At 76.1% G+C, this 16,560-nt stretch carries 16 protein-coding genes; 8 read left to right on the top strand and 8 right to left on the bottom strand.

Annotated features, from left to right (window positions below; translation table 11 throughout):
- Window positions 1–141: 141 nt before the first annotated feature.
- Complete coding sequence (locus ACI795_RS01420) at window positions 142–525, top strand: cold-shock protein (protein ID WP_457073294.1); 384 nt, start codon at window positions 142–144, stop codon at window positions 523–525.
- A 68-nt stretch (window positions 526–593) separates the two neighbouring features.
- On the opposite strand, the gene ACI795_RS01415 is transcribed toward ACI795_RS01420, so the two are convergent.
- The 4 genes from ACI795_RS01415 to ACI795_RS01400 all read right to left on the bottom strand — a co-directional run bounded on the left by ACI795_RS01415 (window position 594) and on the right by ACI795_RS01400 (window position 5,677).
- On the bottom strand, window positions 594–2,789 hold the full coding sequence (locus ACI795_RS01415; RefSeq protein WP_457073292.1) for an MMPL family transporter: 2,196 nt from the start codon (window positions 2,787–2,789) through the stop codon (window positions 594–596).
- A 5-nt stretch (window positions 2,790–2,794) separates the two neighbouring features.
- Window positions 2,795–3,424 carry a TetR/AcrR family transcriptional regulator gene (locus ACI795_RS01410; RefSeq protein ID WP_457073289.1) on the bottom strand — a complete coding sequence of 210 codons (630 nt, stop codon included), beginning with the start codon at window positions 3,422–3,424 and terminating at the stop codon, window positions 2,795–2,797.
- A 106-nt stretch (window positions 3,425–3,530) separates the two neighbouring features.
- Window positions 3,531–4,040 carry a DUF2771 family protein gene (locus ACI795_RS01405; RefSeq protein WP_457073288.1) on the bottom strand — a complete coding sequence of 170 codons (510 nt, stop codon included), beginning with the start codon at window positions 4,038–4,040 and terminating at the stop codon, window positions 3,531–3,533.
- Complete coding sequence (locus tag ACI795_RS01400) at window positions 4,031–5,677, bottom strand: MFS transporter (RefSeq protein WP_457073287.1); 1,647 nt, start codon at window positions 5,675–5,677, stop codon at window positions 4,031–4,033. Before ACI795_RS01400 ends, ACI795_RS01405 begins: the two co-directional genes overlap by 10 nt.
- A gap of 97 nt (window positions 5,678–5,774) precedes the next feature.
- Here ACI795_RS01400 and ACI795_RS01395 point away from each other — a divergent pair, with 97 nt between their 5' ends.
- Entirely contained in the window at window positions 5,775–6,608 is an 834-nt protein-coding gene (locus ACI795_RS01395) for a DUF3027 domain-containing protein (RefSeq protein WP_457073285.1), read from the top strand.
- On the opposite strand, the gene ACI795_RS01390 is transcribed toward ACI795_RS01395, so the two are convergent.
- A complete protein-coding gene (locus ACI795_RS01390; RefSeq protein WP_457073283.1) occupies window positions 6,605–6,814 on the bottom strand; it encodes a DUF2530 domain-containing protein in 210 nt (69 codons plus the stop codon). The genes ACI795_RS01395 and ACI795_RS01390 overlap by 4 nt on opposite strands.
- Before the next feature lie 164 nt (window positions 6,815–6,978).
- Here ACI795_RS01390 and ACI795_RS01385 point away from each other — a divergent pair, with 164 nt between their 5' ends.
- From ACI795_RS01385 to ACI795_RS01360, 6 genes are all read left to right on the top strand, one after another.
- Entirely contained in the window at window positions 6,979–8,523 is a 1,545-nt protein-coding gene (locus ACI795_RS01385; protein WP_457073281.1) for an NCS2 family permease, read from the top strand.
- 58 nt (window positions 8,524–8,581) lie between these two features.
- A complete protein-coding gene (locus ACI795_RS01380) occupies window positions 8,582–9,016 on the top strand; it encodes a MarR family winged helix-turn-helix transcriptional regulator (protein ID WP_457073279.1) in 435 nt (144 codons plus the stop codon).
- A 38-nt stretch (window positions 9,017–9,054) separates the two neighbouring features.
- Window positions 9,055–10,398: an MFS transporter gene (locus ACI795_RS01375; RefSeq protein ID WP_457073278.1), complete on the top strand. Its 1,344-nt coding sequence runs from the start codon at window positions 9,055–9,057 to the stop codon at window positions 10,396–10,398.
- An 81-nt stretch (window positions 10,399–10,479) separates the two neighbouring features.
- The gene (locus ACI795_RS01370) at window positions 10,480–11,013 is read left to right on the top strand and encodes a hypothetical protein (RefSeq protein ID WP_457073277.1); all 534 of its coding nucleotides are present in this window, start codon (window positions 10,480–10,482) and stop codon (window positions 11,011–11,013) included.
- Window positions 11,010–11,591 carry an RNA 2',3'-cyclic phosphodiesterase gene (gene thpR / locus ACI795_RS01365; RefSeq protein WP_457073769.1) on the top strand — a complete coding sequence of 194 codons (582 nt, stop codon included), beginning with the start codon at window positions 11,010–11,012 and terminating at the stop codon, window positions 11,589–11,591. The genes ACI795_RS01370 and thpR overlap by 4 nt, the downstream gene beginning before the upstream one ends.
- A 34-nt stretch (window positions 11,592–11,625) precedes the next feature.
- Window positions 11,626–12,450, top strand: a complete 825-nt coding sequence (locus tag ACI795_RS01360; RefSeq protein ID WP_457073276.1) for an acyl-CoA thioesterase — start codon at window positions 11,626–11,628, stop codon at window positions 12,448–12,450.
- Window positions 12,451–12,519: 69 nt separating this feature from the next.
- Here ACI795_RS01360 and ACI795_RS01355 read toward each other — a convergent pair whose 3' ends face one another.
- Genes ACI795_RS01355 through ACI795_RS01345 form a run of 3 tightly spaced genes read right to left on the bottom strand, consistent with a single transcriptional unit; the run spans window position 12,520 to window position 16,549 of the window.
- On the bottom strand, window positions 12,520–15,201 hold the full coding sequence (locus ACI795_RS01355; RefSeq protein WP_457073275.1) for a hypothetical protein: 2,682 nt from the start codon (window positions 15,199–15,201) through the stop codon (window positions 12,520–12,522).
- On the bottom strand, window positions 15,198–15,869 hold the full coding sequence (locus ACI795_RS01350; protein WP_457073274.1) for an ABC transporter ATP-binding protein: 672 nt from the start codon (window positions 15,867–15,869) through the stop codon (window positions 15,198–15,200). The genes ACI795_RS01355 and ACI795_RS01350 overlap by 4 nt, the downstream gene beginning before the upstream one ends.
- Window positions 15,866–16,549, bottom strand: coding sequence for an ABC transporter ATP-binding protein (locus tag ACI795_RS01345; RefSeq protein ID WP_457073273.1), 684 nt, complete (start codon window positions 16,547–16,549; stop codon window positions 15,866–15,868). The genes ACI795_RS01350 and ACI795_RS01345 overlap by 4 nt, the downstream gene beginning before the upstream one ends.
- Between the last annotated feature and the right edge of the window lie 11 nt (window positions 16,550–16,560).

Raw genomic sequence — 16,560 nt, 5'->3', positions numbered from 1 at the left:
GGGGCCGCAGGGGAGCGGAAGTCGGCGGCCCGGCGGCCGCGCCGCGACTAATCTGGAGGTCGCGGCCGGGAGCCGGCCGTGCGGACCGCCGGCCCGGTGAGCCGGCCCGACGACGAATGATCGACTGACTGAGGGATCGACGTGCCCAGCGGCAAGGTGAAGTGGTTCAACGCGGAGAAGGGCTTCGGCTTCCTCGCCCACGACGGCGGGCCGGACGTGTTCGTGCACAAGGACGCGCTGCCCGCCGGCACCACCGAGCTCAAGCCCGGCCAGCGCGTGGAGTTCGGCATCGTCCAGGGACGCCGCGGTGACCAGGCCCTGCAGGTGCAGGTGCTCGACCCGCTGCCCTCCGCGGTCGCCGGGCACCGCAAGGACCCCGACACCCTGGTGCCGATCATCGAGGACCTGATCAAGCTGCTGGACGGCACCTCCTCCAGCCTGCGGCGCGGCCGGTACCCGGACAAGCAGGTGTCCCGGAAGGTCGCCACCGTGCTGCGCGCCGTCGCCGACGACCTCGACGCCTGACGGCAGCCGCGGGAGCCCCGCGGCGAGGGCGAGCCGGGAGCGGACCGGGGCGCGAGCCGGGCCAGGGGTCAGTGCGTGCCGGCCCTGATCCGGTCGGCCGGGGCCGGGCTCCCCGGACCGGTGAGGGCCCGACCCTCGACGTCCAACGCGGGCAGCCACCGCAGCTGGCGTGGGAGCCACCACGAGCGCTCGCCCAGCAGTGCCAGGCCGGCCGGGACCAGCACCATCCGGACCACGAAGGCGTCGAACAGGATGCCGCTGGCCAGGGCGAACGCGACGCTCTGCAACGTCGCGTCGTCACTGGGCAGGAACCCGGCGAACACCGCGAACATGATCGTCGCGGCGGCCACCACCACCGGTGCGGCCTGCCGGAAGCCGGTGCGGACCGCCGTGACGGCCGGCTGCCCCTGGGTGTGCGCCTCGTGCATCCGGGCCACGAGGAACACCTGGTAGTCCATCGCCAGCCCGAACAGGATGCCGACCATCAGGATCGGGGTCAGGCTGATCAGTGGTCCGATCACCTGCACCCCGAGTGGGTCGGCCAACCAGCCCCACTGGAAGACCGCGACCGTGCTGCCCAGTGCAGCGCCGACGGAGAGCAGGAAGCCGAGCACGCCGACGAGCGGCACCAGCAGCGACCGGAAGACCAGCACGAGCAGCACGAAGGCCAGGCCGACGACGAGGGCCAGGTAGACCGGCAGCGCGCCGTTCACCGTGGAGGCGACGTCCACGCCGACGGCGGTCTGCCCCGTGACCGAGACCTGCACTGCGCCGCTGTCGGTCAGCTGATCGCGGAGGGTGTCCACCAGCGCCTCGGTCGCAGGCGAACGCGGACCGGACGCCGGGACGACCGTGACCAGCGCGGCGGTGCCGTCGCCGCCGGGCACCGGCGGGGTGACCGCGGCGACGTCGGCGAGGCCGGCGATCTCGTCGACGGCGGCCGTTGCGGCCCCCGGGGCTCCGGCGCCCTCGAAGAGCACGGTGAGCGGCCCGGTGGAGCCCTCGCCGAAGGCGTCGGTGAGCAGCTGCTCGGCCCGGGCCTGGGTGGAGCCCTCGGCCGGCGCGGGCACCAGCGTCGTCCGAAGGGAGATCAGCGGGAGGCTCAACGCGCCCAGGACGAGCACGCTCAGCAGGATCGCGGGCAGCGGGTGCCGGGTGACCCCCGTGATCCAAGCGAGGAAGAAGCCGCGCTCCCGGCGCAGCGGCCTCGGCTCGCCGTCGGCGTCGAGGTCGGCCGGGGCGCGCCGCTCCTTGCGGGGCAGCGCACGGCGGCCCAGGAACGCGAGCATCGCAGGCACCAGCGTGAGGGCGACCAGTACGGCGACGACGACGGTGCCCGCCGCCGCGAGGCCCATCTGGGCGATGAAGGGGATGCCGGACACGGACAGGCCGACGAGTGCGATGACGACGCTGACCCCGGCGGTGACCACCGCCGAGCCGGCGGTGCCCACGGCGGTGGCGATGGCCGGGCCGACGGGGAGGCCGCGGCGCAGCTCGTGCCGGAAGCGGCTGACGATGAACAGCGCGTAGTCGATGCCGACGGCCAGGCCCAGCATCGTGGCGAGGGCCGGGGTGGTGGAGGTGAGGGTGAGGAAACCGGTGGCGACCTGGATGCCCAGAACGCCGACTCCCACCCCGACCAGTGCGGTGAACAGGTTCATCCCGGCGACCGCCAGCGCGCCGTAGGTCACGACCAGCACGAGCAGTGCGACCAGCACCCCGATCGCCTCACCGGGGTTCTCCCCCTCGACCGGCTGGGTGGCCTCGCCAGCGGCCTCCACGGTCAACCCCGAACCGCGGGCGTCGCGCAACGCGTCCATCAGTGCGTCGCGCTGGGGGCCGGTGAGCTCCTCCGGGCCGACCCGGTAGGTGACGGTGCTGGACGCGGTGCGCTGGTCGGCGGAGAGCGCGCCGGACGGCGCGGCCAGCGGGTCGGTCACCGACGCCACGCCGTCCAGCCGGCCGAGGGTCCCGAGCAGCTCGGCCAGGGCCGCGGCGTTCTCCGGAGCGGTCAGCGTCTGGCCGTCGGGCGCCCGGACGACGACCTGGGCGGTCGCGTCGTCCCGATCCTGGCCGAACGCGCGCTCGATCCGCTCGAGGGCCTCCGTCGACTCCTGGCCGGGGATGGAGAACGTCCTGGTCGTGCTCCCCTGCAGAGTGGCCGCGGCGACTCCGGCCCCGACGAGGACCAGCAGCCAGCCGAGGACGACGGCGAGCCGGTGCCGGTGGGCAGCCGCACCCAGCCGGGACAGCAGGCGCGCCACGGGGATCAGCCCGCTTCCGGGTCGGACGGGGCCCGAGTGCCGACGTCGCCGCGGGGGTGACCGAGCGCGTCGAACGACGCGGCGACGACGTGCCTCTTCCAGCCGGCCACCGGGCCTCCGGTGGAGTGCGCGATCAGCGGGACGACGAGCACGGCGCTCAGCGCGCTGACCACGCGGATCACCCGGTCCGGGTCCACCTGACCGCTGGACGGGGTGACCCCGAAGACCAGCAGGATCGGCACGCCGTCCGCATCCTCGGCGGGCCGGTTGAACGGGCCCCCACCGGTGAGGTCGGTGACGACGAAGCTCAGCCCGAGCGCAGCCTGGCCGGGGTTGGCCAGGGCCCAGTCGACGAGCTCCTCCAGCCCCAGGCGGTCCCGCTCGGGGCCCACCGGCAGGTGGCTGACCCGCTCGAGGATCGTCCCGAGCCGGGCTTGGGTGAGCGACTCGGCGGCGGCGTACAGCGCCTCCTTGCTGGGGAAGTGGTGCAGCAGGCCGGCCTTGGAGAAGCCGACGGCGTCGGCGATCGCCTGGACCGACGTGTTGGCGAAGCCGCGCTGGGCGAACAGCGCCGCGGCGCGGTCGACGATGTGCTCATCGACCTGCTGGCGCGTCTGCCGGGGTGGAAGCGTCATGACGTCAGTATCGACCGATGTGGTCGGAAGTCAACCGAAGTGGTCGGAACACGACCACATTGGTCGGACTGGTGAACGCAGGGCGTCGCCCGGGTGTCGGGGGCCGTCAGCCGACGGGCGGCGCCTCGGTGGCCGCCGCGGCGCCCTCGCCGGCCCGGATGAAGCCGACCGGCCAGGCGCCCGACCACAGCCCCTCGCATGCGTCGGGGTCGCGGCGCTGGACCACCACCAGGTAGTACGTCGGCGGGACGACGTCGGAGGTGTTGATCCCGTCGAACACGGCCTGCCCGGCGTCGACGTCGACCTCGCCGAGCTGCTCCTCCAGCCGCTCGTCGAAGACCTGGACGCTCCAGCCGGCCTCGGCGACGGCCTCGGGCACCTCCAGGGTGACGGGGGTGTCCGGGGAGACCTCCAGGATCGGCGGGGTGACCTCGTAGCGCTCGCCCTCGCCGTCGCGGCAGTACTGCGTGGGGTCCAGCGTCACCTGCTGCGGGCCCACCTCGACGGCGACCGTCGGCACCGGGTCGCCGGTGGACCGGTCGCCGCAGCCGGAGAGCACCACCAGCCCACCCAGCAGTGCCACCGCGGTCGCGCCGCGTGCCGTGCTCACGTCCATGCCTCCTCGCCGGCGGCCCGGCCGCCGGCCCCCTCGTCGCGGGTGCGCAGGCTCCACAGGGTCAGGCCGACGGCGAGCACCAGCAGCCCCGAGGCCACGGCGAACCCCAGCCAGCCGGTGGTGGGCAGGAGGATGCCCAGTGCGCCGCCGAGCACCCAGGCCAGCTGCAGCCAGGTCTCCGAGCGGGCGAACGCCGAGGCGCGCAGCGCGTCGGGCACCTCCCGCTGGATGATCGCGTCCAGGGCCACCTTGCCCAGCGCGTTGGTCACCGCGGCCACCCCGGCGACCAGCGCGGCCATCGGCAGGCTGAACAGCGCGGCGGCCAGTGCGGTGATCGCGGCGGCGATCCCCGCGGCCACCAGCACGACCCGGTCCGGGCTGGCGGTGCGCAGCCGGGAGCCCACCGCGGTGCCGAGGAAGCTGCCGGCCCCCGCCGCGGCGGCGATGGCGCCCAGCGCGGCGGTCGCCTGCCAGCCGCCGTCGACGGTGGCCTGCACCAGGAACGCGGAGAAGATGGTGAGGAACCCGGCGAGCCCGCGCAGCGCGGCGGTGGCGCGCAGCGCGGTGGCCACGTGCGGGACCACCGGCCGCCGGTCGCGGCCGGGCAGCCGGATCGGCGTCGTCCGCAGCACGTCGGCCGGCTGCTCACCGACGGCGACGTCGACGTGCGGCGGCAGCCGCACCGCCAGCACCGCGGCGACGACGAAGACGGCGGCAGTGGCCCCCAGCTCCCAGGCGAACCCGAGCAGGGAGGCGATGCCCGCGCCGAGGGCCCCCAGCACGCCACCGGCGGCCAGGCCGAACACCGACAGCCGGGCGTTGGCGGAGGTGAGGGACAGCGCCTCCGGCAGCACCCGCGGGACGACGGCCGCGCGCAGCACGTTGAAGGACTTGCTCAGCACCAGCACGCCCAGCGCCGCCGGGTAGAGCGCCAGGTCGTCGTGGTGGGCGGCCATGAGCACCGCCAGCGCCGCCCGGCCGCCCAGGCTGGCGGCCAGCGCCCAGCGGCGGCCGTGCTGCAGCCGGTCCAGCGCGGGGCCGATCACCGGGGCGACCAGCGCGAACGGCGCCATCGTGACCAGCAGGTACAGGGCCACGTTCCAGCGCTGCGCGTCGGTGGTGGCCGCGGAGAAGAACAGCGTGCCGGCGAGCGAGACCATGATCATCGCGTCTCCGGCCACGTGCAGGGCGTTGACCCAGACCAGGTTCGACAGGCCGGTCTGCCCGGCGCCGTCGGCGCGGCCGGCGGCGCGGACCCGCCGCACCGTCGCCGCGGTCAGCTCCCGGCTCCGCGCGGCCGCGACCCGGGTCACGGTGAGCTTGGCCGGGTGCGTGCCGGCCGTGGGCGGTGCGGCGGTGGGCGGTGCGGCCGTGGCGCCCGCGGGCGGGGGGAGAGGGGGCGGCGTGGCCGCGGGTGGCGGGGGCGCCGGCCGGGTCTGCTGCCAGGTGGGCGGCGGGGCCGGGGTGGGGCGGACGGCGGTCGGGGTGTCGTCACCCGGGGGCCGGGCGGTGGCCACCGGCATCGGTGCGGTCTGCTGGCGGCGGATGCCCATCGGGGAGGTCTCCACCCCGTGCTCGGGCTCGCTGCGCGAGCGGCGCCGGCCGCGCCAGGGGCGGGATCCGGAGGCGGCGGGCACGGCCCCATCGTGCCGCAGCCACCTGTGCGACCGGCGGGAACGGTGCGGCGGAGGTGCGGTGGGGTGCGCCGGGGCGGTCATCCGGGACAATGGTTGCGTGTCCGACTCCGCGTACGCCGCTGCCCATGGTCCCCAGCCGGACGAGGTGCTGGCCGCCGCGGTCGACCTGGCCCGGGCCGCCGCCGTCGAGGTCGCCGCTGACGCCACCGTGGTCGGCGACCACCTCGGCGTCCACGTCGAACCGCTGCTGGCCGAACCGCTCGCCGCCGGGGAGGAGCCGCCGGCGGAGGTGCTCGGCGCGGTCCTGACCCACAGCTTCGCCGCGACGCTGCCCGGCTACGTCGGCTGGCACTGGGCCGTCACCGTCGCCCGCGTCCCCGGTGACGACGAGGTGACCGTCGACGAGGTGGTCCTGCTGCCCGGTGACTCGGCGCTGCTCGCGCCGGCCTGGGTGCCCTGGCACGAGCGGCTGCGGCCCGGCGACATGTCCGTGGGTGACGTGCTGCCCGCCACGGAGGACGACGAGCGGCTGGTGCCGTCCTACCTGGCCGACGACGACACCGCCGACGACCCGGCCGGGCGCGTGGTCGCCGAGGAGCTGGGGCTGGGGCGTGAGCGAGTGCTCTCCCCGCACGGGCGCAGGAAGGCCGCCGACCGCTGGCGGGAGGGTGACTTCGGCCCGCGCTCGGCGATGGCCCGGCATGCACCCGGACCCTGCGGCACCTGCGGCTTCTGGATCCCGTTGGCCGGGTCGATGCGGCTGTCGTTCGGGGCGTGCAGCAACGCCTACGCCCCGGCCGACGGGCGCGTGGTGACCGTCGACTACGGGTGTGGTGCGCACAGCCAGGCCACCCTCGACCGGACCGGTGGTGACCCGGTGGAGGTCACCAACACCGCCCGCTACGACACCGCCGACTTCGACGTCATCTAGCGCTGGCCCTGCCAGCGCATGACGCCCAGGCCGAGGCCGGCGAGGACGATGGCGGCCACGCAGGTCCAGGTCCAGACCCGGTCGACCCGGTCGCCGAGCAGGAGCAGCACCACCAGCGCCACCGCCCACAGCGCGGTCCCGATCAGGACGACGCGGGCGGTGTCGACCTTCAGCGGCGGCGGGGACGGGCGCGTGGGTGCGGGCACGCCCCGAGCGTAGGGGCCGCGCGGCCGCTCACAGCGCCGCCCCTGCTCACCCGCGGCCCGGGTGTGGCACGCTGTCGCCGCTCGTTGCCAGCTGCACCGGGCGGTCCGCCAGGTGCGCCGTCGCCCTGCCGCGCCGCGCCGGCCCGCGTCCCCGGGGGTCCCCCATGCCCGATCGGTCACGTCCCGCCCGCACGCCCGCGTCCGGTCCGCAAGCGGCCGACGCGGCCGACGGCAAGGCGGTCCTCGGCACGTCGGAGGGCTCCTCGGCGCGCCGCAGCCCGGGGCCGCGGGTCAAGCCGCGCAACGGCCTGGACCGGTACTTCGAGATCAGCGCCCGGCGCTCCACCGTGGGCCGGGAGGTCCGCGGTGGGCTGACCACCTTCTTCACGATGGCCTACATCGTGGTGCTGAACCCGATCATCCTGTCCGGCGTAGACGTGAACGGGAACACCTTGCCGTTCACCGCAGTGGCCGCGACCACCGCCGTCGTCGCCGGCGTGCTGACCATCGCGATGGGCGTGTTCGGCAAGTACCCGCTGGGGCTGGCCACCGGGCTCGGGATCAACGCGATCGTCGCGGTCTACGCCGCCACCCAGCTGTCCTGGCCGGAGGTCATGGGCCTGGTCGTGCTCGAGGGCCTGCTGATCGCCGTGCTGGTGCTCACCGGGTTCCGCCGGGCCGTGTTCACCGCGATCCCGACCCAGTTGAAGGTCTCCATCGCCGTCGGCATCGGCTTCTTCCTCACCATCGTCGGCCTGGCCGACGCCGGCGTGGTCCGGCCGGGGGAGGGTGCGCTGATCAGCTTCGGCGTGGGGGGCCAGCTGGCCGGCTGGCCGCTGCTGACCTTCGTCGTCGGCCTGCTGGTCACCAGCGTGCTGGTGGTGCGCCGCACCCGGGGCGCTCTGCTGATCGGCATCGTCGTCACCACCGTGTTCGCGGTGGTCGTCGAGGCGATCGCCGAGGTCGGGCCGCGCACCGGTGCCGACGGTGCGAGCAACCCGCGGGGCTGGGCGCTGCAGGTGCCCCGCTGGCCGGACTCCTGGTTCGACCTGCCCGACCTGTCGCTGGTCGGCCAGTTCTCGCTGTTCGGCGGCTTCTCCCGGATCGGCGTCGTCGCCGCGCTGCTCATCGTCTTCTCGATCATGATCGCCGACTTCTTCGACACGGTCGGCACGGTCACCGCCGTCGGCGCCGAGGGCGACCTGCTCGACGAGGACCGCAACCTGCCGCGCTCGCAGCCGGTGCTGCTGGTCGACTCGCTCGCCGCGGCCGCGGGCGGCGCCTCCAGCGTCTCGTCGAACACCACCTACATCGAGAGCGCCGCGGGCGTCGGCGACGGCGCCCGCACCGGGCTGGCCAGCGTGGTCACCGGCCTGGTCTTCCTGGTCGCGGCCTTCTTCACCCCGCTGGTGCAGGTCGTGCCGTCGGAGGCAGCCGCGCCGGTGCTGGTGATCGTCGGCGCGATGCTGATCAGTCAGATCCGCGAGCTGACCTGGGACGACATGTCGCTGGTCATCCCCGCGTTCCTGACGATCGCGCTCATGCCGTTCACCTACTCCATCACCATCGGCATCGGGGCCGGCGTGGTCAGCTACGTGCTGCTGCGGGTGGTCACCGGCCGGCGTCGTGAGGTGCACCCGCTGATGTGGGTGGTGGCGGCGGTGTTCGTCGTCTACTTCGCGCTGGAGCCGATCCAGCAGCTGCTCTGACGTGTCCGGCCGGGGCCGGATCGTTAGGCACGCTTCGCACCTCGGTTAAGCTGGTGACGTGGCTCGGACGACGCTGGACACCGCGGCGCTCGCCCACGACCTGCGGCTGGCCGTCATGCGGTTCTCCCGGCGGCTGCGCAACCAGCGGGTCGACACCTCGGTGACGCTCACCCACCTGGCCGCGCTGTCCACGCTGAAGCGGCACGGTGCGATGAGCCCGGGGGAGCTGGCGGCGCACGAGCGGGTGCAGCCGCCGTCGATGACCCGGGTGGTCGTCGCGCTGGAGGGCAAGGGGCTGGTCACCCGCACCCCGCACCCCACGGACGGCCGCCAGGTGGTCATCGGGCTCACGCCGGCCGCCGAGGAGCTGCTCGACGACGAGGTGCGGGCCCGCGAGGCGTGGCTGACCGGGCAGCTCCAGCAGCTGACGGCCGAGGAGCGCGCCACGCTGCGCGAGGCCGCGGCGATCATGGACGAGCTCGCCAGTGGGTGACGTCCACGCCTGAGGCAGCCGCACCGGGACGGGCGGGAATGTTCGCGGCCCTGCAGGTCCGCAACTTCCGGCTGTACGCCTCGGCGAACCTGGTCAGCCTCACCGGCACCTGGATGCAGCGGATCGGCCAGGACTGGCTGGTCCTGCAGCTGTCCGGCGGCAGCGGTGTGGCGCTGGGCATCACCACCGCGTTGCAGTTCGCCCCCACCCTGCTGTTCAGCTTCTACGGCGGGGTGCTGGCCGACCGGTACGACAAGCGCCGGGTCCTGACGATCACGCAGGCGGTCATGGGGGTGCTCGCCCTCGGGCTCGGCCTGCTGGTGGTCACCGACGCGATCGCGCTCTGGCACGTCTACCTCCTCGCCGGCGCGCTGGGCGTGGCGTCCTCGCTGGACATGCCGGTCCGCCAGTCGTTCGTCTCGGAGATGGTCGGCCCCGAGCGGCTGGCCAACGCGGTCAGCCTGAACTCCACCGTCTTCAACGGTGCTCGGCTCGTCGGACCGGCGGTGGCCGGTTCGCTGATCGGCATCTCCGGCGGCGACACCGCGCCGGCGTTCCTGGTCAACGCCGCGAGCTTCGCGGTGACCATCACCGCGCTGCTGGCCATGCGCGGCAGCGAGCTGCGCCGGAGCGCACCGGTGGCCCGGTCCCGCGGGCAGCTGCGCGAGGCGCTCGGCTACACCCGCCGCCATCCCGACCTGATCCTGGCCATGGCGCTGGCGTTCGTGGCCGGCACCTTCGGCTTCAACACCCAGATCACCATCGCGCTGATGGCCCGCGAGGAGTACGGGCTCGGCGCCGCCGCCTTCGGCTTCCTCTCCACCTGCTACGCCGTCGGCTCGCTGTCCGGGGCGCTGCTGTCCACCCGGCGCAGCACCCGGCCGCTGCAGCGGTTCCTGGTGGTCTCCTCCGGCGCCTTCGGCGTGCTCCTCGTCGTGGCCGGCCTGATGCCGACCGAGACCTCGTTCGCCGTGCTGCTCGTGCCGACCGGTGCCGCCGCGCTGGTGTTCAGCGTGGCCAGCAACAGCTTCGTGCAGCTCGGTGTCGCACCCGAGATGCGGGGCCGGATCCTGGCGCTGTACTTCACCTGCTTCATGGGCGGCACCCCGGTGGGGGCACCGGTGATCGGCTGGGTGTCCGAGCACCTCGGCGCCCGCTGGGGCTTCATCGCGGGTGGGCTGGCCTGCGTGGCGGCCGCGGTCGTCGCCGGGGTGCTGCTGGCCCGGGGCCGGCGGGTGCGGCTGGAGCTGCGCGTCCGCCCGCCGCGCGCGCAGCTGCACGTCGCCGCCCGGCGTCCGGTGCCCGCCCCGGCCGCCGCGCTGGCCGAGGCGGCCGACAGGGAGGTGCCCGGTGAGCAGGTGGCGAGGGATCCGGGCCACTGAGATCCGGTTCGGACGGCAGCTCACCGGCTGCGCTGACCTGGTCACGTTGTGGTCTTGGCGACACCGTCGTACCGTTTCGACGTGCCGTCGGGAGGGTCGGGCTCTGCAGACGTCGGGACGTCGCTGATGCGCCTCGGCGTGCTCACCGTGCTCCTCGCCGTCGCCGTGCTGGTGATCCTCCTCCTCGTCCGCTGGGCGACCGGGGAGCTGCAGCACCGACGCGCGGCCCGCCGCCGGGCCCAGGCCCGCGAACTCGCCCGCCGCCAGGCACCACCGCGGCCGCCCACGCGGCGTCCCGCCACCCACCCCGCCGGCTCCTCGGCCCGCCGGCGAGCCGGCCCCGCCACCGATCCGGGCATGCCCGCCCGCCGTCCGCTGGAGGCCGTTGCGGCCGATGTCCGGCGGCTGACCCGCGAGCTGGCGATGGTGCCCGGGGGAATGCCGATGGCCCGCCGGCGCGGACTGCTGGCCGCCTACGACGACGTGCTCATCGAGGCCGCGGGCCTGCTGCAGGTCGACCACCAGCTGGCCGCGGTGCCCCCCGAGCACCGCGAGCTGGAGCGGATCCGGCTGATCGGTGCCCTGGAGGCCGCCGGGCTGGTGGTCGGCCGCTGACCCGCCCGGCCACCGCGGGCTCGGCGGGCCGGCTGTTCCTCGCCGTCGATCCACCACCGGACGCCGTGGCGGAGCTGGACCGGGCGCTGCGGCCGCTGCGCGAGGCGCCGGGGGCGCCGCGCTGGACGCCACCGGAGCGCTGGCACCTGACCCTGGTGTTCCTCGGGCAGGTGCCCGCCGGAGCGCTGCCGCCGCTGCTCGACGCGGTCGGGCCGGCCGTCGCGGCGGCGCCGGCGATGTCACTGGCGCTGGCCGAGGGCGGGCGGTTCGGCTCACGGCGCCGTCCCGCCGTCTGCTGGGTCGGGGTCACCGGCGACGTGGCGCCGCTGACCGTGCTGGCCGACCGGCTCGCCGGTGCCGCCCGCGGCGTCGGCCTGCCCGTGGAGGACCGGCCGTTCCGGCCGCACCTGACCGTGGGCCGGTGGCGCCCCGGGCAGCCCGCCGACGGCGACCTCCCCGACCGGCTGCGGGGACACCGGGGACCGGGGTGGCCGGTGACCGAGGTGGTGCTGTGGCGCAGCCACCTCGGCCCGTCGCCGCGCTACGAGCGGGTCACCGCCTGGCCGGTCGCCCGCTGACCCGGGACGCCGGACGCCTGGCACGCTGTCCGGCGTGACGCAGACAGACCAGCCCGCCACCGCGTTCGACGCCGCCACCGCCGTGGCCCGCACCGAGGCCGGCGGCCTGACCGCCGAGCTGGACCCCGGCTGGGACGTCGGCGGCGGGATCCTCAACGGCGGCTACCTGCTCTCGGTCGCTGCCCGGGCCGCGGTGCTCGAGTCGCCGCACCCGCACCCGGTGGCGCTGTCGGCCAGCTACCTGCGTGCGCCCGCCGCCGGCCCCGCGTCGCTCACCGTCGTCCCCGGCCCGGCCGGACGCACCGTGGCGCACAGCCAGGTGGTGCTCGCCGACGACGCCGGCCCGGCGATCACCGTGCAGGCGACGACGGCGACCCTGGGCGACGAGGCGCCGTCGGTGGTCGCCCCGCGGCCGGTGATCGCCCCGGTCGAGCAGTGCCTGTCGATCGCCGAGCACGCGCACCTGGCGCCGCCGCAGATCCAGGTGCCGGGGCTGGTGCACCGGATCGACGTCCGGCTGGACCCGGCGAGCGCCGGCTGGGCGTTGGGGCAGCCGGGGACCGAGCCGGTGCTGCGGGCCTGGCTGCGCTTCACCGACGACCGGGAACCGGACCCGCTGGCGCTGGTCGCCTTCGCCGACGCGCTGCCGCCCACCAGCTGGGCGCTGGGCCGGTTCGGGTGGGCCCCGACGGTGCAGCTGCAGGTGCTCCTGCGCGCGCTGCCGGCGCCGGGCTGGTGCCTGGTGGAGGCCCGCGCCGGGGAGATCGCCGGTGGCTGGCTGGACGAGGACTACCGGATCTGGGACTCCACCGGCCGGCTGGTCGCGCAGAGCCGCCAGCTCGCCCGCGCCCCCCGCTAGCGGATGGAACGGCCATCCTGCAGGGGCCCGGGCCGAGCGGAGCGAGGGCTGGGGAGCAGGGTGGTCCTTCTACTGGCGCAGCACGGTGGCGGGGTCGGCCCGGTCGGCGGCGCGCTGGGCGTAGAGCGCCGCCAGCCCGGCCACCACCAGCACGACCACGGCCGTCGCGGCCGCCGCCGTCCACGGGACGTCGAGCAGCGGGGTGGGCGGGCGCAGCAGGTCGACGTCGAGCCGCCGGTACACCAGCGCGATGGCGCCCGCGGCGAGCACGGCGCCCAGCAGCACTCCGGCCAGCGCCACGCCGGCGAGCTCGACGAGCAGCGACCGCAGGTGCGCCGCCCGGGTCAGCCCGAGCCGGCGGGCCATCACGTAGCCCGACACCCGGGTGCGGGAGCGGGCCTCCAGGTACAGCAGCAGCCCGCCGACGGCGATCACGCCGACGAAGACCGCCAGCGCCGACAGGTAGCCGAAGGTCCAGGTGATGCCGAGGAAGTTCGCGGTGTTGAGCACCAGCGGCGGGGTGAGGGTGCGGTGGCGCGCGCCCCCGGCGTCGACCAGGGCGGTGACCGCGGCATCCGGGTCGCCGTTCGTCCAGATCTCGCCCCGCCGCTCCGCGCCGGCCTCCCGGGGGACGTCGGGCAGCCGGTCGGCGGCCACCAGCACGACCGGGCCGGCGATCCGCCGGCCGGGCAGCACCTGCGCGGTGGCCACGACCTGCACGGGCAGCTCCATCCGGCCCAGCCGCAGCCCGGGGTCGTCGCCGGCGGGCAGGCCGGCGGCGACCACCGGCAGCCGGCCGTCGACGGTCGGGCCGGTCAGCTCGGCCAGCAGGTCGGCCAGCGGACGGTCGGCGAACGAGTCGTCCCAGAAGGCGGTGCCGGCGAAGGTGTCCGGGTCGACGCCGAGCACCTGGACGTCGGTGCGCGACCCGTCGGGGCCCACGGCGTCGGCCTCGTAGCGCTCGACCAGCGTGCCCGCCGTGTCGATGGCCGGGGTGGAGCCGAACCGGGAGAGCGAGGTGACCGCGGCGTCCGCGCCGATCTGCACGCCCACCTTCGCCTCCAGGGTGGTCTGCGCGCTCGCCGTCAGGGTGGCGGTGTAGCCCAGGACGGCGACCGGCAGGGTGACCGCGACCAGCAGGGTGGTGGTGGTCAGCCGGGCGGCGCCGAGCCGGTTGACGGCGAGGAAGACGGCGGGGGAGCGGCGCCCCGCCCAGCGCCGCAGCCGGGGCAGGCCGGCGCTGAGCAGCCGGGCGAGCAGCGCCGCGGCGCCGGCGATCGCCAGCAGCGGGAAGGCCACGAGCAGCCCGTTGACCTGGGCGACGCCGGCCTCGTCGACGACGGCCTCGCGGCCCTCGAGCAGCAGCCAGCACCAGGCCGCGGCCAGCAGCAGCGCCACCTCCCACGGCACCCGGGCCGGCCACCGGGGAGCGGCGCCCAGCGGCCGCTCGGCGGTGCCGCGGGCGCGCAGCCCGGCGACCAGTGAGGCGGCGGCCAGCCCGACGACGAACGCAGCCACGCCGGCCCAGAGCGCCGCGGTGGTGGCCGCGGGGTCCAGGTCGTCGGCCGGGCCGAGCCGGGCCACGAGCAGCCGGGACGCCGCCCAGCCGAGCGCCGCGCCGGCCAGCGCGGGCACCCCGAGCTCGAGCGCGGCCTTGCCGGCCAGCGGCACCGGGCCCACGCCGCGGGCGGCGAGCAGCCGCACCTCGGTGACGCGTCGGTCGGCCCAGAAGCTGCCGGCGGCGGCGACCAGCACCAGCGCCAGCAGGGCCCCGGCCACCGCCACCGGGATCACCGGCCCGCGCAGGCCGCGCTCGATCAGCCGGGCCCGCTCGATCGCGTCGGGCATCCGGTCGTTGACCACCGGCCCGGCCGCCTGTGGCCCGAGGCGGGCGATCTCGGCGTCGGCGACGGCCTGCACCTCCGCCTGCTCGGTCAGCAGCTGCTCGGCGTCGGTGACCGACAGGGTGCCCGGGTCGACCTGGACCTGCTGCAGCCGGCGGGCACCGACGGTGGCGGTGGCCAGCCGGTAGAAGGTCTCCTCGTCGGTGGCCAGCACCACCGGCGGGGGCGCGCTGTTGGCCGAGGCCTCGTTGAGGAACAGCAGCTCGTAGTCGCACCAGTACGGGTCGTCCGGGGTGTCGGCCAGGTCGGTGTAGACCCCCGCGACCGGGAAGAGGGCGCCGCCGGCGGTGAGCTGGTCGCCGACGGCGAGGTCGTCACCGTCGGCCACGGTCCGCGGCAGGAGCAGCCCGGGGGCGCCCGTGTCGCCGTCGAGCAGCTCGATGTGTCCCGCCAGGTCGGGCCGGTACAGCGCGGTCACGAGGGTGCTGAGCGGCTCGCCGTCCGGCCCGGCCAGCAGCAGGGGGATCGCCTGGACGCCGGACTGGCCGATGAGCGCGGTGCCCAGCGCGGGCACGGCGGTGCGCCCGCGCTCGGCCCAGGCGTCGAGCAGCGCCTGGTCGACGGGGGGCCGCTGCCCGTCGGTGCCGTACAGCGGCGTGCCGTCGTCGGGGTCGGCGAGCACCGACTCGACCCCGGTCTGCCCCCAGCCGACCTCGGCGCAGCGCTGCGCGAGCTGCTGCTGCAGCGCCGCGGAGCGGGCGGAGGAGAGGAACAACGGCGCGGAGGCGACCGCGCAGGCCAGGATCGCGGTGGTCACCAGGACGGCGACCACGGCGGCGGGGGAGCGCAGCCCCAGCAGCGGCGCCCGGGTCCACGGCGCGAGCCGCCACAGCGGCGGCCGGCTCACGGGCGGGCCCCCTCGGTCACGACCCCGTCGCGCATCGACAGCACCCGGTCCGCACGGGACCAGGCGATCTCGTCGTGCGTGGCGACCAGCACGGCGGCGCCGTCGTCGGCGGCGGCCCGGACGGCGTCCAGCAGCCGGTCGGCGTGGCCGCGGTCCTGGTGGGCGGTGGGCTCGTCGGCCAGCAGCACCGCCGGGCGCAGCAGCAGCGCCCGGGCGACGGCGACCCGCTGCTGCTCACCGAGGGAGGCCTGGTGCGGGTACCGGTCGGCCAGGTGGCCCAGGCCGAAGCCGGCCAGCAGGCCGGCGGCCCGCGGCTGGTCGGCGGCCAGCGTGCCGCGCAGCCGGGCGGGCAGCAGCACGTTGTCGGCGAGGCTGAGGTCGGCGACCAGCCCGAGCGCCTGCGGCACCAGGGCGAGCTCCGGCCAGCCGAGGGTGTCCGGGCGCCGGCCGGCCAGGTCACCGGCGTAGGCCAGCTCCCCGGCGTCGGCGGTCTCCCAGCCGCAGAGCAGGGCCAGCAGCGTCGACTTGCCCGATCCCGAGGGGCCGACCAGTGCGACGAACTCCCCGGCGGCCACCGACAGGTCGACCCCGGCCAGCGCGGCCACGGTCTCCGCACCCCGCCGGTACCGCTTGGCCAGCCCGGTGCCGGTGAACCCGCCGCGGCTCACGCGGTCACCAGCCTGCCGTGGTCGAGCCGGATGAACCCGTCGGCGACCGCCATCACCCGCGGGTCGTGCGAGGAGACGACGAACCCCACCCCACCCGCGGCCAGCTCCTCCATCGCGGCGAGCACCCGCTCGGCCGCGGCGGTGTCCAGCTCGGCGGTGGGCTCGTCGGCGACCACCAGCGCCGGGCCGCCGACCACCCCGCAGGCGACCGCGAGCCGCTGCTGCTCACCGCCGGAGAGCTGCGCGGGGCGGTGGTCGGCGCGGCCGCCCAGCCCCAGCCGGTCCAGCAGGGCGGTCGCCTCCGCGTCGGTCACCGGGGCACCGCGCAGCTGGGCGGCCAGCCGCACCTGGGCGAGGGCGTCGAGGTAGGGGAGCAGGTTCTCCCCGGGCCGCTGGAACAGGTAGGCGACCTGGCGCTGGCGCAGCCGCCGCCGGGCCCGCGGGCGCAGCCGGTCCACCCGCTGCCCGGCGACCAGCACCTGGCCGTCGTCGGGGGAGTCGATGCAGGCGATCAGCCGCAGCAGCGAGGACTTGCCCGACCCGGACGGCCCGACCACCACGGTCACCCGGCCGCGCGGGATCTCCAGGCTGACGCCGTCCAGCGCGGTGACCGACTCGGTCGCCGTCCGGTAGGTCTTGACCACGCCCCGGCAGACCGCCGCCGCGCCCGACTCGCTCATCAGGGCGGGAG

The sequence above is a fragment of the Modestobacter sp. SYSU DS0290 genome, assembly GCF_054050955.1.
This window is presented reverse-complemented; position numbering and strand designations above follow the sequence as displayed.